This window comes from Opacimonas viscosa (assembly GCF_024199005.1).
Classification (GTDB): Bacteria; Pseudomonadota; Gammaproteobacteria; order Enterobacterales; family Alteromonadaceae; genus Opacimonas; species Opacimonas viscosa.
The window spans coordinates 1-20,620 of sequence record NZ_JANATA010000018.1; the positions used below are offsets into that span (position 1 = coordinate 1).

18 protein-coding genes are annotated in these 20,620 nt (G+C 42.9%); 10 read left to right on the forward strand and 8 right to left on the reverse strand.

Annotated features, from left to right (window positions below):
* Positions 1 to 532 precede the first annotated feature (532 nt).
* The 3 genes from NLF92_RS09825 to gpmI form a co-directional block, all read right to left on the reverse strand.
* Positions 533 to 1,294: a divergent polysaccharide deacetylase family protein gene (locus NLF92_RS09825; protein WP_254101341.1), complete on the reverse strand. Its 762-nt coding sequence runs from the start codon at positions 1,292 to 1,294 to the stop codon at positions 533 to 535.
* Positions 1,294 to 2,382, reverse strand: a complete 1,089-nt coding sequence (locus tag NLF92_RS09830) for a murein hydrolase activator EnvC family protein (protein WP_254101343.1) — start codon at positions 2,380 to 2,382, stop codon at positions 1,294 to 1,296. Before NLF92_RS09830 ends, NLF92_RS09825 begins: the two co-directional genes overlap by 1 nt.
* A gap of 73 nt (positions 2,383 to 2,455) precedes the next feature.
* Positions 2,456 to 4,009, reverse strand: coding sequence for a 2,3-bisphosphoglycerate-independent phosphoglycerate mutase (gene gpmI / locus NLF92_RS09835; protein WP_254101345.1), 1,554 nt, complete (start codon positions 4,007 to 4,009; stop codon positions 2,456 to 2,458).
* A 186-nt stretch (positions 4,010 to 4,195) separates the two neighbouring features.
* On the opposite strand from gpmI, the gene NLF92_RS09840 reads away from it, so the two are divergent.
* Genes NLF92_RS09840 through gpsA form a run of 4 tightly spaced genes read left to right on the forward strand, consistent with a single transcriptional unit; the run spans position 4,196 to position 6,416 of the window.
* On the forward strand, positions 4,196 to 4,621 hold the full coding sequence (locus NLF92_RS09840) for a rhodanese-like domain-containing protein (RefSeq protein ID WP_254101347.1): 426 nt from the start codon (positions 4,196 to 4,198) through the stop codon (positions 4,619 to 4,621).
* 22 nt (positions 4,622 to 4,643) lie between these two features.
* Positions 4,644 to 4,898: a glutaredoxin 3 gene (grxC, locus tag NLF92_RS09845; RefSeq protein ID WP_254101349.1), complete on the forward strand. Its 255-nt coding sequence runs from the start codon at positions 4,644 to 4,646 to the stop codon at positions 4,896 to 4,898.
* Between the two features lie 21 nt (positions 4,899 to 4,919).
* A complete protein-coding gene (gene secB, locus NLF92_RS09850; RefSeq protein WP_254101351.1) occupies positions 4,920 to 5,411 on the forward strand; it encodes a protein-export chaperone SecB in 492 nt (163 codons plus the stop codon).
* A 3-nt stretch (positions 5,412 to 5,414) separates the two neighbouring features.
* Complete coding sequence (gene gpsA, locus NLF92_RS09855; protein WP_254101353.1) at positions 5,415 to 6,416, forward strand: NAD(P)H-dependent glycerol-3-phosphate dehydrogenase; 1,002 nt, start codon at positions 5,415 to 5,417, stop codon at positions 6,414 to 6,416.
* A gap of 71 nt (positions 6,417 to 6,487) precedes the next feature.
* Here gpsA and trmL read toward each other — a convergent pair whose 3' ends face one another.
* The 3 genes from trmL to NLF92_RS09870 form a co-directional block, all read right to left on the reverse strand.
* The gene (gene trmL, locus NLF92_RS09860) at positions 6,488 to 6,952 is read right to left on the reverse strand and encodes a tRNA (uridine(34)/cytosine(34)/5-carboxymethylaminomethyluridine(34)-2'-O)-methyltransferase TrmL (RefSeq protein WP_254101355.1); all 465 of its coding nucleotides are present in this window, start codon (positions 6,950 to 6,952) and stop codon (positions 6,488 to 6,490) included.
* Positions 6,953 to 7,019: 67 nt separating this feature from the next.
* Positions 7,020 to 7,979: an alpha/beta fold hydrolase gene (locus tag NLF92_RS09865; RefSeq protein ID WP_254101357.1), complete on the reverse strand. Its 960-nt coding sequence runs from the start codon at positions 7,977 to 7,979 to the stop codon at positions 7,020 to 7,022.
* Entirely contained in the window at positions 7,976 to 8,632 is a 657-nt protein-coding gene (locus NLF92_RS09870; protein ID WP_254101359.1) for a GrpB family protein, read from the reverse strand. Before NLF92_RS09870 ends, NLF92_RS09865 begins: the two co-directional genes overlap by 4 nt.
* A gap of 485 nt (positions 8,633 to 9,117) precedes the next feature.
* Here NLF92_RS09870 and argC point away from each other — a divergent pair, with 485 nt between their 5' ends.
* The 6 genes from argC (at position 9,118) to argA (ending at position 15,903) form a co-directional block, all read left to right on the forward strand.
* Positions 9,118 to 10,143, forward strand: a complete 1,026-nt coding sequence (gene argC, locus NLF92_RS09875; protein WP_254101361.1) for an N-acetyl-gamma-glutamyl-phosphate reductase — start codon at positions 9,118 to 9,120, stop codon at positions 10,141 to 10,143.
* Positions 10,140 to 10,916 carry an acetylglutamate kinase gene (argB, locus tag NLF92_RS09880; RefSeq protein ID WP_254101363.1) on the forward strand — a complete coding sequence of 259 codons (777 nt, stop codon included), beginning with the start codon at positions 10,140 to 10,142 and terminating at the stop codon, positions 10,914 to 10,916. Before argC ends, argB begins: the two co-directional genes overlap by 4 nt.
* Before the next feature lie 78 nt (positions 10,917 to 10,994).
* Entirely contained in the window at positions 10,995 to 11,912 is a 918-nt protein-coding gene (locus NLF92_RS09885; RefSeq protein WP_254101365.1) for an ornithine carbamoyltransferase, read from the forward strand.
* 2 nt (positions 11,913 to 11,914) lie between these two features.
* The gene (locus NLF92_RS09890; RefSeq protein WP_254101367.1) at positions 11,915 to 13,132 is read left to right on the forward strand and encodes an argininosuccinate synthase; all 1,218 of its coding nucleotides are present in this window, start codon (positions 11,915 to 11,917) and stop codon (positions 13,130 to 13,132) included.
* Between the two features lie 17 nt (positions 13,133 to 13,149).
* A complete protein-coding gene (gene argH, locus NLF92_RS09895; protein ID WP_254101369.1) occupies positions 13,150 to 14,544 on the forward strand; it encodes an argininosuccinate lyase in 1,395 nt (464 codons plus the stop codon).
* 51 nt (positions 14,545 to 14,595) lie between these two features.
* A complete protein-coding gene (gene argA / locus NLF92_RS09900) occupies positions 14,596 to 15,903 on the forward strand; it encodes an amino-acid N-acetyltransferase (protein WP_254101371.1) in 1,308 nt (435 codons plus the stop codon).
* 54 nt (positions 15,904 to 15,957) lie between these two features.
* On the opposite strand, the gene NLF92_RS09905 is transcribed toward argA, so the two are convergent.
* Together NLF92_RS09905 and NLF92_RS09910 are read right to left on the reverse strand one after the other, a co-directional pair.
* Positions 15,958 to 17,643 carry an NAD-dependent malic enzyme gene (locus tag NLF92_RS09905; RefSeq protein ID WP_254101373.1) on the reverse strand — a complete coding sequence of 562 codons (1,686 nt, stop codon included), beginning with the start codon at positions 17,641 to 17,643 and terminating at the stop codon, positions 15,958 to 15,960.
* Positions 17,644 to 17,718: 75 nt separating this feature from the next.
* A complete protein-coding gene (locus NLF92_RS09910) occupies positions 17,719 to 20,571 on the reverse strand; it encodes a penicillin-binding protein 1A (protein WP_432420221.1) in 2,853 nt (950 codons plus the stop codon).
* Between the last annotated feature and the right edge of the window lie 49 nt (positions 20,572 to 20,620).

The following is a 20,620-nucleotide window of genomic DNA, read 5'->3' on the forward strand; positions in this document are numbered from 1 at the left end:
GATTTGTACATAAAAAACCCCCGAAGGTTTTGTCTAACTTTCGGGGGTCACTTCATATGTCAGGCTTTTTTCTTAAAAAAATAAAAATGTAATTAAGAAAGCCAAGGTTTCGGAGGGCGTTTAAAATTGTCCCAGAAGGATTGTGGTGTGTGAAAAAACGAGGTCATTATCTGCATATTACCAGCAAGTTCAAGCAGTGTGGATGAGAACACCAAAGCGAGGATTGGCATATGCGAGACACCGCTGCACTGACAACCGTTATCGCAACACTGATGCAGAACGCTGGGCGATTCACAGCACTGCATAGCTGCATCGCTGTCTGTCAACAAGGCATCGTGTGTGAGATGCTCATAAGACATATTTTCCATTGTGCACGGTTGGGTAGATACTAATGTTTCAGTCATAACAAAGCGTACCTGACCAAATAACAGGCTTAAGACAATTATTGTTATAGTAAATAATGAGTATCTTTGCATAGTCAAATAATACCTAGCTTAATTTTAAGTGCAAGCCGTTGTTGTTATTGTTGCTTTTAATTCTTTGTATTTTGGTACGTTTGAATATCGACGAGTTCGACACCCGCGGCATGCAAAGTGGGGCGTATCTCTTGTAAAAAAGCCAATGTGTTTTTATGAGGATGTGCTATCGCTAGGGCTTTACCGCGCTGTTTGGCTTTATTTATCAAGCGGATAAGTTGGGTTTGCATAAATTCTGGCGTATTTTCATGGTCTAAAAAAATATCTCGGCGTATCGCTGAAATATTAGAAGACTTAGCGATTTCATAAGCTTTACTAAAGGGCGTAGTGCGACTGTCCAAAAAGAACATACCCGTATCTTCGAGTAAATCCATGACACCTTGTAACGGTCCTGATAATTGAGTAAATTTACTTCCCATATGGTTATTGACCCCTATAGCAAATGGTACCGAAGCCAATGCGGATTGAAAGGTACTAGCTAATTGCTGTCGGTCCATACTACTCATTAATGGTGCATGTCCTAATTCAGAGCTATGTACTAATGATTCCATCGGCATGTGCAACATAACATCTCGATTCTGAGCATGTGCCCGTTGGGCTAAAATTGTGGAAAACTGAGCATTCGGTAAAATCGAAAATGTAATTTCTGAAGGCAAGTCTAAAAAACCAAAATCTCGGGCTTGATACCCAATATCATCAATAACAATCGTGACCATTGGTTTAGGCTTGTCAGCTTGGGAGCTCACTATAGCGGCACTTGTGACATTTGAAAGCACAATACTGATGACCCAAAAAATAAATAGCAACCTAATAAGCATTAAAAGTCCAACCAAGCAGTTGGGTTCACAGGAACCCCTTTATTGCGTAACTCGAAATATAGATTGGGTCGAGTTTGACCGCCGCTTTGGCCCATCAGTGCAATCGTTTCGCCACGTCGGACATATTCTCCAGGCTCTTTCAATAAAGCTTGATTATGACCATACACGCTCATAAACCCTAAACCGTGATCAAGTACCAAGACTAACCCAAAACCTCTAAGCCAACCTGAATACAATACCTTACCTGTATGGATAGACTGAATCGGTGAACCTGCCTCACCATTGATGATGATCCCTTTCCACTTTAACTGCCCTTGCCGACGGGTAGCAAATAAGCGTCTGAGTTTGCCTGACGCCGGTGCTAGCAGCTGGCCTTTTTGTTGGCGCAAACCGTTAAGCTCTAATTTTTGACTAGAGGACGTTTGTTGTGCTGCATTGATCGCATCAACTAAGCGTTGTTCATCGGCTTTTAACTGTGCAATTTTGGCTTCATCCCCTTTGATATCTCGCTCAATTGCTTGTAAAGCGAGTTCCCGAGAAGCTTGTTGAGTTTCTAAATTTATCTGTTCGGATTCTTGCTTCGCTACTATTTGCGTAAGCTCTGTTTGTTTTTGGCGTAACGCTGTTTCGACCTGTTTAAGCTCGGCAAATAAACCTTTGAATTTGTCGATATTGATTTTTCTTTGTTGGTAAAAATATTGGTAATATGTCAGCATCCGTTCGACATCACCGGCTTGTTCTTGGCTAAACAACATTTTTGTGAGGTCATTATCACCAGACACATATGCGGATTTCATCTGAGCAGCAAGTGCTGATTGTTGATCTTTAATTGCTGCTTGTAGCTTTTGTGCTTCTAACTGGAGCTGCTCTGTCTCAGTGCGATTGGTTTGAATTTGGATATTGAGTTGATTAATTTTTTTGGCGATACGAGCGATTGCTTCTTCTTGGTTCTGTAGGTCTAAAAATAACTTAGACCGACGCTGTTCTTTCTGCTTTTTTTCCTTGGCTAATTGCTCAAGTGCAGATTGGATAGCTTGTACTTCACTGTCATTGGCAGCCATTTCTGCAGCAGTTTGTGTTTGCCACATAGCGCTGCCATGGGACACAAAAAACAGTGCCCCAAGCCAGCTAAAAATTCGCCAAAACGACATCAGCTTAATCTTACTTCAGAACCATAATTGGTTGCCCGGTCATCTCTGGCGGTTGCTCCATGCCCAACAAATGTAGAATTGTAGGAGAAACATCACTTAATGTGCCATCGGAACGAACATTTGCGTCACGGCCAACATAGATAAAAGGCACCGGCTCAGATGTGTGCGCGGTATGCGCTTGCCCCGTATTTGGGTCTTGCATTTGCTCTGCATTACCATGGTCGGCGGTAATTAAGCACTCTCCACCGGTTTTCGCCAAGGCATCCACCACACGACCAATACAATGGTCAACAGCTTCACACGCTTTTACCGCAGCGTCAAAGTTTCCTGTATGCCCTACCATGTCACCGTTCGGGTAATTACAAATAATGACATCGTGCTCACCAGACTCTATAGCCGCCACTAAGTTATCCGTGAGTAGCTCAGAATTCATTTCTGGCTGAAGATCATAGGTCGCCACATCAGGAGATGGGATTAGGATCCGCTTTTCACCATCGAATTCATCTTCTTTACCACCGCTAAAAAAGAAGGTGACGTGAGCAAACTTTTCAGTTTCTGAGATCCGCAACTGCGTTTTGTTGTTCTTTTCTAACCATTCACCTAACACGTTTACTAGTGCTTCAGGTGGGTAAGCACATGGAATATCTAGGTTACTTTCGTACTCAGTCAACATGACAAAACTAGATAAATCTAGCGCTGGACCTCGGGCAAAACCATCAAAATTGGTATCGACAAAGGTATGCGCCATTTGGCGCGCACGATCTGCTCGGAAATTCATGAAGATGACAGCATCACCAGCGTTCATACTCACCGGTTCACCGATGGTGGTTGCTTGGACAAATTCATCATTTTCATCTCTACTGTATGCGGCGGCTAAAGCTTCAGTTGCACTGTTAGCTTGGTGCAAACCTTTGCCTTGTGTCATTAAGTTGTAAGCAATTTCAACTCGGTCCCAGCGATTATCACGATCCATCGCATAATAACGCCCCACTACCGAAGCTGTTTTACCACAACCGACTTTAGCAAAAACAGCATCAGCCGCTTGCAAACTCGCTTCGGCAGATCTCGGAGGAGTATCACGACCATCTAAAAATGCGTGTAAATAAATGTCTTTGGCACCACGTTGTGCAGCTAGTTCAATCGCTGCAAAAATATGATCTTCATGTGAATGAACGCCACCTGGCGATAACAACCCCATCAAGTGAACTGCTTTACCCGCGGCAACAGCATTATCAATAGCCGTGACAAGTACTGGGTTTGTAGCAAATTCGTTATCAGCGATCGCCTTAGTAATTTTTGTAAAATCTTGGTAAACCACTCGGCCTGCACCTAAATTGACATGGCCAACTTCTGAATTGCCCATTTGTCCTTCTGGTAAACCTACATCTAAGCCTGAACCCGATATCAAAGTAGCTGGGTATTTTGCTTGAAGCGCATCTAAATTAGGTGTGCGTGCTGCTAAAATAGCATTATTTTCAGGGTTTTCACGATAGCCCCAACCATCTAGAATTAACAAAGCGATGGTTTTTTTAGGTAAGTGGGTGGCGTGTTCCGCGTTTGACATATAACCTCAATAAATCTTTTATTTGAACAAAATTACTTACCTCATAAATTACCATTTATCCCCGCATCAATAAAGGAAATGGCAAGAGATAACATGGAATATTTAGGTTTGTGCGTGAAATACTGGTCAAACGCTTCATTTTCGATATACTTTGTCGTCTAAAATTTACATCTAAACAGGTTTTTTATGGAACAGTACATCGAGTTTGCGACTAATAATTTTTTTCTTGCTGGCATCTGGCTAGCACTCGTAGTGCTTTTGATTTATAGCTTCATCGCTGGCTTTTTGGCGCCTTATAAAGAATTAGACACCACTGAAACCACATTCAAAATCAACAAAGAAGACGCTGTTATACTAGATATTCGCAAAGCTGAAGAGTTCAAAAAAGGTCATATTTTAGGCGCTCGTCAAATTAAACCTGAAGAGATCAGCACAGGTAACTTTGTCAAACTTGAAAAACACAAAGACCAACCCATTATAGTGGTATGTGATATGGGCATGAGTGCGAAAAAAGTCGCTACCAAATTACATAAAGCTGGCTTTACCAAAGCAGATGTTTTGAAAGGTGGCATGAATGCATGGTCTGGCGCAAGCTTACCCGTGACTCGTTAAGCAAATTTAAGGAATCATCCAAATGGTAAATATCGAACTTTATACTAAAGACTACTGCCCGTTTTGTAAACGCGCACTAGCTTTATTTGACGGTAAAGGTGTCAAATATACGAATATTGAAATCCAAGAGCAACCAGACAAACGTCCAGAAATGATTGAGCGCGCTGGTGGTAGAACCACAGTACCGCAGATTTTTATCAATGATACTCATATCGGTGGTTGTGATGACCTCCTTGCTCTTGAATCACAAAATAAACTTGACGCATTACTTGCGTAACCAACTAAAACAGGAACTCCCATGGCTGAACAAGCAGTAAACGGTGCAGATCAAGCACAAGCACAATTCAATATCCAACGCATCTACACCAAAGACATCTCCTTTGAGACTCCTAACTCACCTGCCATTTTTGCCAAAGAGTGGAAACCAGAAGTTAAATTAGATCTAGACACCAAAACAGCTAAATTGGATGAAAATGTATTCGAAGTGACTTTATCGGTAACCGTTACTGCGTCTATAGAAGATCAAGTTGCTTTCTTATGTGAAGTGCAACAAGCAGGTATTTTCATTATTGGTGCAGATATCCCTGAACCCAATCGCGCACAATTACTAGGTGCATTTTGCCCTAACACGCTATTCCCATATGCACGTGAAGCTATTTCAAACTTGGTTAACCGTGGTACATTCCCACCATTAAACCTCGCTCCGGTCAACTTTGATGCTGTGTTCCAAGCCTATTTGCAAAATCGAGCGAAAGAAGAAGAAGGTCAAGCACCTCAGGCTGACGCTTAATCTATGTCTAGAGCAACCATAAGTGTGCTTGGTGCGGGTTCTTACGGCACCGCTTTGGCAATGTGTTTAGCGCGCAATGGCGTAGACACACACTTATGGGGTCGCAACTCGGCGATGCTCAAAACTATGGCAGATGCACGAGAAAATACGCGCTACCTGCCTGGTTATCCATTTCCTGAAAGCCTGTATCTAAATACCGAAATTGCCGCGGTAATGGCACATTCTAATGACATATTAGTCGTTGTACCTTCACATGCCTTTGCTGATTGCCTAACTCAAATAGCACCTTATTTAACTGCACAACATCGTGTCGTGTGGGCGACTAAAGGACTCGAACCAGAAACAGGCAGACTCCTACAAAACGTGGCAGCTGAAATTATAGGTCCAGCTCGTCCCATGGGCATATTATCTGGCCCTACATTCGCCAAAGAAATGGCTGCTGGTTTACCTACCGCAATTTCTTTAGCCGCCACCGACCCACAATTTGCCCAGGATATTGCAGCAAAATTACACTGTGCAAAATCATTTAGAGTTTACCTTAATCCTGATTTTACTGGGGTTCAACTCGGCGGTGCTGTAAAAAACGTGATTGCTATTGGTGCTGGCTTGGCTGATGGCTTAGGGTTTGGTGCAAATGCACGAACTGCACTAATTACTCGAGGCTTAGCTGAAATGACCCGTTTAGGAACAGCTGTCGGAGCTTCACCAGAAACCTTTATGGGTATGGCAGGCTTAGGTGATTTAGTACTTACTTGTACTGATAATCAGTCCCGTAATCGTCGCTTTGGACTCGCTTTAGGCGCGGGTAAAGCGGTTGAGGCTGCGATTGCAGAAATAGGGCAAGTCGTTGAAGGTCATAGAAATACCCAAGAAGTTTTTGCGTTGGCCCAGCAATACCAAGTAGAGATGCCCATCACTGAGCAAATCTACGCTGTCTTATATGAAAATAAAAATGCCAAAGAAGCAGCACTGGCATTGTTAGGACGCGAACAAACCAGCGAATAGTATGCCTAAGTTAAGATGGCATCTGGTTCCTTCATTTAGAGGGCATCTGTGTATTAATTGGGGCCTGTACCTTATTGTGCGTTAGGAAACCCCATTTGACGCCAAGCCTCATATACAAATACAGAAACCGCGTTGGACAAATTCATACTTCTACTATCCGGAAGCATAGGAATGCGGACTCTTTGTGACTCGGGTAAACTCATTATGAACTCGTGCGGTAACCCTCGTGTTTCAGGACCAAAAATTAAAGCATCACCAGGACTATATTGGGCTTTTGAGTGAAACATAGAACCTTTGGTGGTGCAGGCGAAAATCCGCTTGGGGTTTCTTTCATCCAAGTACGCCTGCAAATTAGGGTAGCGTTTTACGTTTGCAAACTCGTGATAATCCAAACCTGCACGTCTCACTTTCTTATCATCCCAATCAAACCCAAGAGGTTCAATCAGGTGCAGAGCAAAGCCTGAATTCGCACAAAGACGAATAATATTACCAGTGTTCGGTGGAATTTCTGGTTCGTATAATACAATATCTAACATTGATTTCTCCATCTACACAAAAGTATGATGTAGTAAGCGCTCACCATCACCATGTGTATTAATATTACTAACTTTTCAAAAAATTAATGATACTCAATAATGCGGGATTGCGAATATGGTCTTGTTCAAACAAGATTTCGTGTTCCGCTTCTTTGACAACATAATAAATACTATCAGGGATCAACTTAACGACCTCAGCTTGTGGCCCGTTATCAACGACTTGTTCGCTTTCGGCACTTAAACAAAGTACTTGATTGACGCAATTCGGTGCCTGTTGCATGATTTGACCAAGAGCGATATTGGCGGCCGCAACCCACTGGACAGTCACCCCTCCTAGTTGAGTTTCGGGCAATGTATATTGCGTATTTTTAAAGCGTTGATAACGTACTTGAGAACGGGTTAATTTGTTCTCAGAAAATGCGACTTCGGTATAATCTTTTTGCCCCAAGAAGTAATGTGCTTTTTGAGTGAGCTTTGACCATGATAATCCTAGCCACATCGCAGTGTGGGCAAGCCACATGGGCACTGGTACACGCAAACCCAACATCGGTGCAGTCATAGCTATCTTGGCAAATAATGCTGGGTATTTGAGCGTCGTCAAAAGACCAATTGCGCCGCCCATCGAATGGCAAAGTAGATGTGGTTGAGGACTATATGGTTGGACTATTTCGCAGACAAAATACTTCAGGTCAGCAACGTATTCAGCAAAATCATCAATGTGTCCGTGCTGCGCGTGATATGACGTTTTCTGAGATAAACCTTGACCACGATGATCATGTATAAATACCGCAAAACCGTGCTGCACCAAATCGAAAATCACTTCTTTATATTTTACATAACTTTCAACACGTCCGCTGGAAATCACGATGGTGGGTAAATCTGGTTTTGGTGCTACCCAAGCATAGGCCAAACGAATACCATCTGGTGTGGTTAACGTGTTGGTGTGTACTTGTTGAGCAAACCAAGCATCTATCAGCTCTCCTGCCCCATTTAACAATTCAGCTTCTGTCGTTAATCCGATACTCATGTTACTGCCTTGACTGTTGTATGACTCCATAGATGCTCGTCTAATTCAGCTAAAATAGATTTCACAAAATGTCTTTTCGCTTGGCCATATTGTAAATGTTCGGTAATCCCTGCGCCTACTATCTGCTGCTTTAATTCTTCATATTGGTGACGTAATACTGGCGACATTAACAGACGCTGACGAAAATACCGTTGTTTTTGTTGTTCTATACTACCTTGAACCAGCAAATGACAATGCACCTTATATGACTTCTCTTCCGATACTACAGTGACATCTAAACGGGGGCGATGAATATCAAATTGCTTAGCGCCATGCTCAAACACAAAATTCAACTTGGTTAGTGCCATCATGAGTAGTTCAATTTTTTCAGCATGTGACAAATTTTCTAATGATTGGCACATGGACTGTGCTCTTGCTGACTCAGGAGTAGATGGGCTGAGATACATTGCAATATCAATAATTCCCTTGCCACTTACCCCTATAGCAGTTGACCCGATGTGCTCTATAACAGGAACAATGCCATTTATATTGTGTGAGGTAGATAGCGCAAAATGTTTGCGCAGAGCATGAATTAACCTCTGTGCAACAACGCGACTCATTGGATCATAAGCCGCATACTCGGCAGGTGAATAGTGGTATAGACTAAAGTGCATTAGTAATAATAATGTTTATTTTGTAGATTAGTATACAAGAAAATATGTCCAGCCGATAACATCTATTGAGGTAAAGTTAGGCCTGTTATGTTTGTTTTAATGTGAGTACACAAACGCCTTTAGCAAGTGTCTAGCTGAAACGAGGTACTACCGACTGATGTATTATGCAAATAAAATGAATATTTATACATTTTTGTTGAATAAGTATTTATCTTTTGTATAATTAACACCAGATTTAGATATTAACCGCCTGATCATGGTTAATCCGATTATATATATTTTTGTGAATCGCTAGCATGCAAAATCAATTATCAACAATTTTACACTCTCCCTGCCTTTGTAATATGGGTTTTGTGCTACGATGAGTGCGTAGTTTACACCCAATATACAGCTCTTTTTACCTTTATCAGTAGTTTGTTGTAGTTGCTGATAAAGGTAAAAAGGATTTTTCTTTTTGAATAAATATATCCCCAGGGACTTCTACAATGATTAAAACCTGTATCTTAGGCGCTAGCGGTTATACTGGCGCTGAACTTGTCAAATATCTCAGCCTCCATGATAGTTATAATCTTGCTGGTCTTTATGTATCTGAGCGTTCTGCAGATGCGCACAAACCTATTAATAGTTTGCATAGTGGGTTAATCGGGATTAATTCAGATCCTCTACAACCATTAAACGATACTATCTTAGAGCAGCTTGCCTGGGACTATGATGTTATTTTCTTGGCCACCCCACACGAAGCATCTCACGATTGGATGCAACAGCTTGCAGGAAAACGAGCTGTAGTACTGGATTTGTCTGGAGCCTTTAGAATTAAAGATGCTGACGTGTTTGCAACGTATTACGGTTTTCCGCATACCGATGACGTGTGGCGCGAAGCCGCCATTTATGGACTCGCCGAATGGTATCCGGCACAAATTGCGGAAGCCTCATTGGTTGCGGTGCCAGGCTGCTATCCAACCGCGAGCTTAACTGGTCTAAAACCACTCAAGGCTGCCGGCTTACTCACTGCAACATTACCTATTATCAATGCGGTCTCTGGAGTAAGTGGAGCGGGTCGTAAAGCCGCATTAGGTAATAGTTTCTGCGAGGTTAGCCTTCAAGCATATGGTTTATTACAACATCGACACATGCCTGAAATCGAGGCATATCTAGGCCAAGAAGTCATCTTCACACCACACTTAGGTAACTTTAAGCGTGGTATATTAGCGACCATCACCGTTGAAGTTCAACCGGGTACGACCACAGAACAAATCCGTTCAGCTTTTACCCAAGCATATGCTGAGACCCCGTGTATTCGTTTGAGAGATTCGGCTCCCAAGATTGATGATGTTGTACATACGCCATTTTGTGACGTCCATTTTGCGCATTGTGCACAAAAAAATTACGTTGTAGTCACTACGGCGATAGACAACGTGCTAAAAGGTGCGGCTGCACAAGCGATTCAGTGTGCTAACTTAACCCAAGGTTTACCCATTATGAGCGGATTAGTCCCAGAGGGCCAATTATGAACCCTTTGGTCATCAAGGTAGGCGGAGCATTTATTGATGCTCCTTCTGGGCAAACCGAGTTTTTTGCTAGTGTCCAAAAAATCTTGCAACATCGTGCAGTGATCTTAGTTCATGGTGGTGGCGCAGGTGTCCAAGACCTCTTGGGCAAATTAGGATTCACGAGTGAAAAAGTATCAGGATTAAGAGTCACACCAAAAGCCCACATTCCTTATGTTGCAGGAGCATTAGCCGGACAATACGCCACAAAAATGCTAAGCTTTGCACTGGGAGTTGGCCTATTACCCGTTAGCTTAACTCTGGCTGATGGCAACATGACGGAATGTGCCAAACATCCATTGGATGTTGGTAACGTCGGGATCCCATCTGCTAAACAGCCGCTATTGCTGAACCAGTTATGCCAAAACGGTTTTCTACCAATAATCAATTCTATTGGCGCTGACACAAATGGTGAGTTAATGAACGTCAATGCTGACCAAGCTGCAACGGTAATAGCAACCTTGGCAGATGCTGATTTAATGTTACTTTCAGATGTCCCAGGGGTACTCGATCAGAACAAGCAAAAACTAGCCACCATCGATCAAGCGACATTTACTGCTTTGGTTGATTCTCAGGTGATTACTGACGGTATGGTCGTAAAAGTAGCTGCTGCTTTAGAATCAGCGGACATATTAAAACGTCGAGTGATTATTGGTGATTGGTCTAAAATGCAAGAAATCGATGGAGAAAACTTGAGTGAGTTTGGCACTCATATTATTCCTGAGCAAACACTATAAAAATAGGTATGCTCCATACGAAATGAACCAACTTATGCCAAACAAAAAATAAATGAATACAGAATATAGGATGATGACATGCAACAGGATTTATTGACATTTAAAGATACCACTCCAGCACAAATGCAAGAGTTATTGGCTTTGGCTTTACATGTCAAACGTGCACCTTCAGATTTTCGAAACACTCTACAAGGTAAATCATTGGTTGCGCTGTTTGAAAAACCATCGTTGCGCACACGAGTGAGTTTTGATATTGGTATTCAAAAATTAGGTGGCCACCTCGTTTATCTTGATGCACAGGCAAACAACTTAGCTGGCCGTGAAGATACTAAAGACATGGCTTTAAACCTTTCTTGTTGGGCCGATGGGATTATCGCCCGTGTTTATTCTCATAGCACCCTTGAAGAATTACAAGCCCATGCATCAGTCCCTGTGATCAACGCACTTTGTGATTTGTATCATCCTTGCCAGGCTTTGGCAGATTATTTAGCGATGGCTGAAGTTTTCCATGATGTAAAAGGGAAAACAATGGCGTATATCGGTGATGGCAATAACGTCACACATTCTTTATTAATTGTAGGTGCGTTATTGGGCGTACACCAAGTTGTAGTGACGCCAAAGGGCCATGAAGCAAATCCTGAAATTGTCTCGTTGGCACGTAATCTAGCACAAACCACCGGTGCAGATATTCGCGAAACTCATGATATTTCTTCATTAGAAAATGTTGATGTGTTGTATACTGATACGTGGCTATCGATGGGTGATGACACCCCACTAGCAGATATCAAAGAAAAGTTTATGCCTTATCAAATCAATCATGATTTACTGCAACAAAGTGGTGCCCAATACGTGATGCACTGCCAGCCGGCTCATAGAGATTTAGAAATTACAGGCGCACTGATTGACTCAGAAGCGTCATTATTAATGTTACAAGCTGAGAATCGCATGCATGCGCAAAATGCCATCATGATCCAGCTTTTAGGTGAGAGAATATAATTATGTCAAAACAGACAATCAAAAAAGTTGTTTTAGCTTATTCGGGTGGCTTAGATACGTCAGCCATCGTGCCATGGTTAAAAGAAAATTATAACTGTGAAGTGGTTGCTTTTGCTGCAGATGTTGGTCAAGGCGATGAAGAGCTAGAAGGCTTGCATGAGAAAGCTATCGCTTCTGGGGCTTCTGAATGCCACATTGTTGATTTGAAACAAGAGTTTGTGCAAGATTTTATTTTCCCTACGATTAAAACGGGTGCTGTCTATGAAGGTGAATATCTGCTAGGCACATCTATGGCACGTCCAGTTATCGCTAAAGCTCAGGTTGAAGTAGCTCGTAAAGTCGGTGCGGATGCTTTATGCCACGGTTGTACTGGTAAAGGTAACGACCAAGTGCGTTTTGAAGGTGCATTTGCTGCACTAGCGCCAGAATTGACTGTTATTGCGCCATGGCGTGAATGGGATATGGTGTCACGTGAAGATTTGTTGGATTATCTCGCCGAGCGCAATATTCCGACGACGGCTTCTGCAACCAAAATCTACAGCCGTGATGCCAATGCATGGCACATATCACATGAAGGTGGCGAATTAGAAGATCCTTGGTGTGAGCCAACCAAAGGTGTTTGGACCTTAACCACTGATCCGATGGATGCGCCAGATACTCCAGCAAAGATTAACTTAACCTTTAAAGAAGGTGAATTAACTCACGTTAACGGCCAAGCACTGAGTGCCTATGACGCCTTGGTTGAGTTAAATAACTTAGCGGCACCGCATGGTGTTGGACGGATTGATATTGTAGAAAACCGTCTTGTGGGCATGAAGTCGCGTGGCTGTTACGAAACTCCTGGCGGTACGGTGTTAATGAAAGCGTATAAAGCACTAGAAACCCTAGTACTTGATAAATCAGCATTAAAATTCCGTGAGCAATTAGGCCTAGAATTTTCACATGTCATGTATGACGGCCGCTGGTTTACTGCCTTAAACGACTCCTTGTTAGCTGCAGCAAATTCTTTTGCCCAGTTAGTTACGGGCGAAATCGTGGTCAAAGTATATAAAGGCACAGCGACGGTTATTCAGCGTCAATCACCTAATTCACTATATTCTGAAGATTTTGCAACATTTGGTGCCGACGATGTCTACGACCAATCTCACGCCGAAGGCTTTATTCGTTTATTCAGCTTATCTTCACGCATTAAAGCAATGCACGACGCTGATAAAAAATAACTAAAAGGATAAATAACATGGCTTTATGGGGCGGTCGCTTTAGTGGTGGAAGCAGTAATATGTTTCGCCAAGTAAATGATTCTATTGGCTTTGACCAAGTAATGGCAAGCCAGGATATCTTTGGTTCAATTATTTGGTCTCGTGCCTTACAAGGTGCTGGTGTATTAACTGCTGATGAGCAAACTCAACTCGAGGCGGGTTTACAATCACTATTAGACCAAGCGCAAGCTGGCACCTTAGACTTCAGTCAAACTCAAGAAGAAGATATTCACGCGTTTGTTGAAGCTGAACTGACAGCAACACTAGGCGATATTGCCCGTAAATTACACACCGGACGTAGCCGTAACGATCAAGTTGCTACTGACTTTAGACTGTGGTGTAAAGACCATATAGCCATGTTACGTACCGATTTAGTAGGCGTTATCGCTGCACTGACCGAATTAGCAGCCCGTAGCCAAGACATTATATTTCCGGGTTATACGCACTTACAACGTGCACAACCTGTGCGTTTTGCCCACTGGGCACTGGCTTATGTAGAAATGTTTAAACGCGATGTATCGCGCTTGGATGATGCACTTGCTCGAATGAACTTTAGCCCCTTAGGTTGTGGTGCATTAGCAGGGACAACCTACCCTGTTGATCGCCAAGCTATAGCCGATCAATTGGGTTTTACTGCGCCTTGTACGAATAGTCTGGACGCAGTATCTGACCGAGATTTTGTCCTAGAGCTGTTATTCTGTGCTTCCACCAGCATGATGCATATATCACGTATGGCTGAAGATATGATTTTCTACAACTCTGGCGAATCTGGCTTTATCCAATTAGGTGATGCAGTAACCTCTGGTTCATCCCTTATGCCACAAAAGAAAAATCCAGATGCGTTGGAGCTAATGCGTGGTAAATGTGGCCGTGTGTTTGGTTCATTACAAGGGCTTTTGGTGACTATGAAAGGTTTGCCTTTAGCCTACAACAAAGATATGCAAGAAGACAAAGAAGGCGCTATGGATGCGGTAACCCAATGGCATATTTGTTTGTCTATTGCGGTTGAAGTATTAGATAGTGTGGTGGTTGATAAGGAGCGTTGCCAACAAGCTGCACAACAAGGTTACGCAAATGCAACAGAACTAGCTGATTACTTGGTTGACAAAGGGATTCCTTTCCGGACAGCCCATGATATCTCAGGCCAAGCAGTGGTATTTGCTATCAGTCAACACAAACCTTTAGAAGAGCTTTCCGTTGCCGAATTACAACAGTTTTCAGCGGTGATCGAGGAAGATGTATACCCGATATTACAGTTAGAATATCTCGTTGATAAACGCAATATCCTAGGTGGTACAGGGATTGAGCCGGTGGCACAAGCCGTCAGTGCAGCACAACAGTTTGTTGCGGCACAGCAAGCGACTCAGCCTTAATTAAAACATAAGGGGACAGTCCATCCCCATGCTTTTAGATAGAGAAGTAGTATGGTTCTAAGTCACTTAGACATGATTTCATTATTCCGAAACTCAGCGCCTTATATCAATGCGCACCGGGGTAAAACGTTTGTGATTATGCTCAGTGGTGAAGCTGTAGCGAGTGACAACTTGCCAACGATCATTCACGATATTGCGCTATTGAACTCCTTAGGCGTACGTTTAATCATCGTCCATGGTGCTCGTCCACAAATCGAAGAACGTATCGCTATGCGCCAAATTCAAGGACGTTTTAACGATGATGTACGGATCACCGATAAAACTACATTAGAGTGTGTCAAAGACGCCTCTGGCTCTGTTCGTTCTCAAATCGAAGCGTTATTAACGATGGGACTCGCCAATTCCCCCATGCACGGTTCACAGATTCGTGTAGCTTCAGGCAATTTAGTGGTAGCAAAACCCATGGGGGTTCGTGATGGTGTGGATTACGAAAACACAGGTTATGTGCGTCGCATTGATTCAGAAGGTATTAGAAATCACCTAAATGATGGCTATATCGTGTTGTTATCACCCGTTGGTTACTCCCCCACAGGTGAAGTATTTAATCTTTCTCATGAAGAAGTGGCAACCTGTGCTGCTGATGCAATGAAAGCAGATAAGTTAATTGCTTTTTCCTCTCATAAAGGACTGATTACCCAAGATGATACGTTATTACGCAATGTTGAATTAGCTAAATTTGAGCAGCTGATTGCAGAAAACGCACTCATTAATGAACCTTCTGTGATTCACGCTCTTGCTGATTCTGTAAGAGCGGGTACGCCCCGTGCGCACTGTGTTAGTTTTGCGATTGATGGGTCTTTACTTAAAGAGCTGTTTACCCGTGATGGTACCGGCTCACTTGTGACTGAAAACCATTACGAACGCTTACGGCCTGCACAAATTGAAGATGTGGGCGGCATATTACAGTTGATTAAACCACTTGAAGAGAGCGGTGCATTGGTCAAGCGTTCGAGAGAGCGTTTAGAGCAAGAAATTGCGCAGTTTACTGTCATAGAACGAGACGGCATGATCATAGCTTGTGCTGCTTTATACCCTTATCCAGATGGCTTTGGGGAGATTGCATGCGTTGCTACACATACCCAGTATCGCGGTAAAAACCGTGGTGAGCGTTTGCTTGAAGCTTTGTCTACCCAAGCGCGCCTCCAAGATATTAATACGCTATTTGTCCTCACTACTTTGACCGCGCACTGGTTCCTAGAGCAAGGTTTCATAGAGGCGGATAAAGATGTATTACCGAGTGCTAAACAAGAGCTGTATAATTTCCAAAGAAACTCAAAAGTATTTACCCTAGAAATTTAAGGGCTAAGGTAAATACCCATACCGTTATGTTTTTATGAAAAGCATAACGGTAACTTACAGACTGACACGTTTATATTCACGATACTTTGGTGTCCAAAAATACTTGCCAATTCTTTGCTGTAAAATTTCATCATCCACAGCTAATGCGTGACCTTGGGCAATCGCCACTTTAGCAACAGCAAAAGCAATCCGCTTGCTAATATCTTGGATGTCGGTAATAGGTGGTAGTAAAGCCCCTTTACCAGTATTCGCTATAGGGGAAACCTCTGCTAACACATTTGAGCTAGCCATCAGCATTTCATCACTTATTACTTTTGCTTTAACCACCAAAGCACCTAGACCAATACCAGGGAAAATATAACTGTTGTTACATTGGGCTATAGGAAATACTTGACCATTGTATTCAACATCAGCAAAAGGACTCCCCGTCGCCAAAATAACCTGCCCCTTCGTCCATTCGACGACATCTTTAGGGTGTGCTTCCACCCTCTTAGATGGGTTTGATAATGGGAAAATAATCGGTAAATCGTGATTTTTTGCCATGGTTTCAATCACTTCTTGGGTGAATAAACCTGCCACACCTGAAACACCTATTAGAATATCGGGCTTGGCTTGCTGAACGACTTCAAGTAAAGAAGCATATTCACCTGCAATATCCCAATCCGTTAGTGCTGAGCCATCCTGAGCTAACTTTTCTTGGAAATCCATCAAACCCATCATACCTGATGTTATGAGGCCATGGCGGTCAACCATAAATACTCTTTGGCGTGCAGCAGTGTCGTCTAACCCCTCATACACCATTTGTTGAATCAACATCTCGGCAATTCCACAACCTGCAGAGCCACCACCAACAAAAGCAACATGCATCTGTGAAAGCTTTTTGTTAGCTAAACGACAAGCCGATAACAAGGTGCCTAAAGCAACAGCAGCAGTCCCCTGTATATCATCATTAAAACAACAGTAGTCGTGACGATATTTATTTAATATGGGCATGGCATTGGGTTGGGCAAAATCTTCAAATTGGACCATGGCTTCTGGCCAACGACGCTTCACTGCTTGCATGAACAATTCAATAAATTCATCATATGTTTCTTTATCAACACGGGTATGTCGCTCACCCATGTACATTGGGTCATTAAGTAATTTTTCGTTATTGGTCCCCATATCTAACGTAATTGGCAAAGTGTAAGCGGGGCTGATCCCACCACATGCAGTATATAATGCCAATTTCCCAATAGGGATCCCCATGCCACCGATCCCTTGATCGCCCAAACCTAAAATGCGCTCGCCATCAGTTACGACAATCACTTTGACTTTACTTTTAGTGACATTGCGTAAAATATCATCCAAGTTATGGCGCTCACGATACGACAAGAAGAGTCCTCGTGAAGAACGGTAAATATCCGAAAACATCTCACAGGCATCCCCAACTGTAGGGGTGTAAATGATGGGCATCATTTCTTCGATGTGCGTTTGGACTAACCGAAAATATAATGTCTCATTATTATCTTGTATCGCGCGCAGGTAAATGTGCTTGTTGATGGGCTCATCAAAACTTTTGTACTGTTGATAAGCTCGCGAAACTTGCTCTTCAATCGTTTCATAACGCGGGGGTAGCAAGCCCATCAGGTTAAACGATTTACGCTCCCTTTCAGAAAATGCACTGCCTTTATTCAACAAAGGGGTTTCAAGTAAAGCTGGTCCTGCGTGTGGAATATATAAAAACGATTCGTTTTTCATTCAATGTTGTCCATTAATTGTCGTTGGTGTTGTTCTATGGTGTTTTGATTATTGATGTTTGATTATTGACCGACACTAAAAAATATCATCTTCATCTTCAACTTGTGTCTGTGCATCATCGAGTGGATCGATAACTTGATCATCGCGAACCATGAGAGTCGGTTCAGTACCTGCAGCAAAAAATTCAAACATAGCTGTATGGTCAGTACGCTTTGTCAATTTTCCAGTATTTCTATCAATCCGAACCTGCGTGACTGCAGGAGGAATGTTTAGTGGTGTTTCTGGCGTATCGGCTAAAGCGACTTCCATGAAGCGTATCCAAGCTGGCTGTGCCGCTTTGGCACCGTCTTCAGAGCCAATCAAACCATTCCCAATCCAATTAAACTTTTCTGGGTTTAAATTGACCAAGTTTTGATTTCGGGTAGTACTGCCAAGCTGTCTTTGGCTATCATCAAACCCGACCCAACTGGTAGCAACTAAACCTGGCGCATAGCCGGTAAACCAAGTATCTCTAGAGTCGTTTGTTGTTCCTGTTTTACCGCCAATATCAGTGCGTTGTAGAATATTACGTGCGCGCCAACCAGTACCTAACCAATACGTCTTTTTGTTCCAATTACCATTCGCTCGAACAGCTGTGCTCAACATATGCTTTACTAAGAAAGCGTTTTGTTCAGATATCACTCTAGGTGCTTGTAGGTATTCAGGTCCTGTCTCTTGAGCTTTATTTTGAACGATGTCAGTCTGATTTGTACCAGCATCCATCAGGTCATCAAGCATCGCTAGCTCTTTAGCAAGAGCTTCTTCAAGGGCTGCGTCATCATTTAGGACAAAAGCATCATTCGAGGCTGCTGGTTCGGTCGCATCGTCTTTGGGTTCTAAACATGTGGGACATGCAACTAAAGGTTGGGCTTGCCAAATAATATTGTCTTCGGCGTCTGTTATTTTTTCTATAAAATAGGGCTCAATCGCAAACCCACCATTTGCCAACACAGCAAAGCCCGTAGCAACTTCCATGGGGGTATGTGAACCTGAACCTAAAGACAACGTTTCATCTCTGGGTATTTCATCAATATCAAACCCAAAATTGGCCAAATATCGAGCCGCATTTTCAATCCCTACACCTCGGAGCAAGCGCACGGATACCACGTTCTTAGATTTACCTAAAGCGACTCGCATACGAATCGGACCATCGTAGACTGCCGGTGAGTTTTGCGGTCGCCAAGCAACACCACTACTGGCATCCCATTGGTTAATTGGCGCATCATTGATCACGCTAGCAAGCGTATAACCATGCTCCAATGCCGCTGAATAAATAAATGGTTTAATGTTGGAGCCCACTTGACGTTTTGCTTGTGTTGCTCGGTTAAACTGACTTTGATAGAAGTTATAACCACCAATGATTGCTTGCACTGCCCCAGTATTGGGATCCAAAGCAACAAACGCCCCACTCACTTCAGGTAGTTGACTGAGGTACCATTCGTTTTGTGTTTTTTCGCGAATATAAATAATATCTCCAAGCGCTAAAACTGCAGCCGCTGATTCAGGGTGTGGCCCCTGGCGCTTATCGTTAATATAAGGTCGAGCCCAGGCCAACCCAGGCCAATTGAGTGTGATTTGCTGTCCTGTTTGTGTCATCACTAACGCACTTTGCGCAAACACATCTAACACAACAGCTGGAATAATAGGACGAATTGGCGCAATTTGGTCAAGTAAGTAAATGGTGCGCTCTTCATCCGCTAAGATACTTTGAGTGAGCTTTTGACGAGCTTGTTCCGCTTGTTCTTCTGGGGTTAATTCAATTTCCGCTAAGCCAGGATTGACTATTTTTGCTGGTGTCGCATATTGACTATCTGGTAAATCAATTGCCGCTGCACTCTCATCTGCTAAAGACGTTTCATTTAGGGTGATTGCAACTGAGGTTTCTGCATCTTCAGGATACTCTAAATGAAGATCTGTGATGTGCGTGATATGTCCTCGGTAACCGTGACGCTCATCGTAATCATGCAAGTTTTGAATCACCGCTTTTTGGGCAGCTTGCTGTAATTCACTTGTTGCTGTTGCGTAGACTTTGTACCCGTTGGTTTCGGCTTGCTCCTTGCCGAACATCTCAATCATTTCATTGTAAACTAGATTTCCTAGATAGGGGGCATTGATCTCAATCTCTGCCCCATGCTTACGAGCCGTTACTGGTTCATCACGGGCGATTCTATAGGTATCATTATCAATATACCCTTCACGCAACATTCTACCTAGAACGATGCGACGGCGTTCTACCGACCGTTCTGGTCGACTGATTGGATTTAGCACTGATGGAGCTTGTGGTAGTCCTGCGAGTGTTGCTGTTTGTGCAAGCGTGAGTTCAGAGAGTGTTTTACCATAATACACTTGTGCTGCAGCGCCAAAACCGAAAGCACGATGACCTAATTCTACTTTATTCAAATACAGTTCGAGAATTTCGTCTTTGGTCAGCGTCTGTTCAATGTGCCAAGCAATGAAGATTTCTTTAATCTTGCGAATGTAGGTTTTTTCTCGTGTTAAGAAAAACCCACGTGCCAATTGCATAGTCAAGGTACTGCCTCCTTGACCTTTTTCGCCAGTGGCTACCAAATTGACCACAGCCCTAGCCATGCCAATAGGGTCAATACCTTCATGTTGGTAAAAGCGTGAATCTTCAGTCGCCAATACTGCTTGAATAAGGGTTTCAGGCACATCTTCAATCGCCACAGGGATACGACGTTTGACACCGTATTGCGACATCAATAAACCATCTTTGGTATAGATTTTCATGGGTGTTTGGAGGCGAATATCTTTCAACACATCCACTGAAGGAAGATCAGCTTTAAGATAAAAATATAAGCCTGCTGTAACGACTAAACCACCGGCTATACCGATGCCAAACAACACCACTAAAGTTCTGAATATCTTGATAATTGCCTGCATAAGTGCGCAAAAAATTCCCTATGTCATATATTTCTAT

Bases quoted from the DNA above. Each gene is read 5' to 3' on its own strand.
- argB (WP_254101363.1), top strand. From the start codon at position 10,140: ATGAACCCTTTGGTCATCAAGGTAGGCGGAGCATTTATTGATGCTCCT.
- NLF92_RS09870 (WP_254101359.1), bottom strand. From the start codon at position 8,632: ATGCACTTTAGTCTATACCACTATTCACCTGCCGAGTATGCGGCTTAT.
- trmL (WP_254101355.1), bottom strand. From the start codon at position 6,952: ATGTTAGATATTGTATTATACGAACCAGAAATTCCACCGAACACTGGT.
- argA (WP_254101371.1), top strand. From the start codon at position 14,596: ATGGTTCTAAGTCACTTAGACATGATTTCATTATTCCGAAACTCAGCG.
- argC (WP_254101361.1), top strand. From the start codon at position 9,118: ATGATTAAAACCTGTATCTTAGGCGCTAGCGGTTATACTGGCGCTGAA.
- gpsA (WP_254101353.1), top strand. From the start codon at position 5,415: ATGTCTAGAGCAACCATAAGTGTGCTTGGTGCGGGTTCTTACGGCACC.
- NLF92_RS09840 (WP_254101347.1), top strand. From the start codon at position 4,196: ATGGAACAGTACATCGAGTTTGCGACTAATAATTTTTTTCTTGCTGGC.
- argH (WP_254101369.1), top strand. From the start codon at position 13,150: ATGGCTTTATGGGGCGGTCGCTTTAGTGGTGGAAGCAGTAATATGTTT.
- NLF92_RS09885 (WP_254101365.1), top strand. From the start codon at position 10,995: ATGCAACAGGATTTATTGACATTTAAAGATACCACTCCAGCACAAATG.
- secB (WP_254101351.1), top strand. From the start codon at position 4,920: ATGGCTGAACAAGCAGTAAACGGTGCAGATCAAGCACAAGCACAATTC.
- NLF92_RS09830 (WP_254101343.1), bottom strand. From the start codon at position 2,382: ATGTGGCAAACACAAACTGCTGCAGAAATGGCTGCCAATGACAGTGAA.
- NLF92_RS09825 (WP_254101341.1), bottom strand. From the start codon at position 1,294: ATGCTTATTAGGTTGCTATTTATTTTTTGGGTCATCAGTATTGTGCTT.
- NLF92_RS09865 (WP_254101357.1), bottom strand. From the start codon at position 7,979: ATGAGTATCGGATTAACGACAGAAGCTGAATTGTTAAATGGGGCAGGA.
- gpmI (WP_254101345.1), bottom strand. From the start codon at position 4,009: ATGTCAAACGCGGAACACGCCACCCACTTACCTAAAAAAACCATCGCT.
- NLF92_RS09890 (WP_254101367.1), top strand. From the start codon at position 11,915: ATGTCAAAACAGACAATCAAAAAAGTTGTTTTAGCTTATTCGGGTGGC.
- NLF92_RS09905 (WP_254101373.1), bottom strand. From the start codon at position 17,643: ATGAAAAACGAATCGTTTTTATATATTCCACACGCAGGACCAGCTTTA.
- grxC (WP_254101349.1), top strand. From the start codon at position 4,644: ATGGTAAATATCGAACTTTATACTAAAGACTACTGCCCGTTTTGTAAA.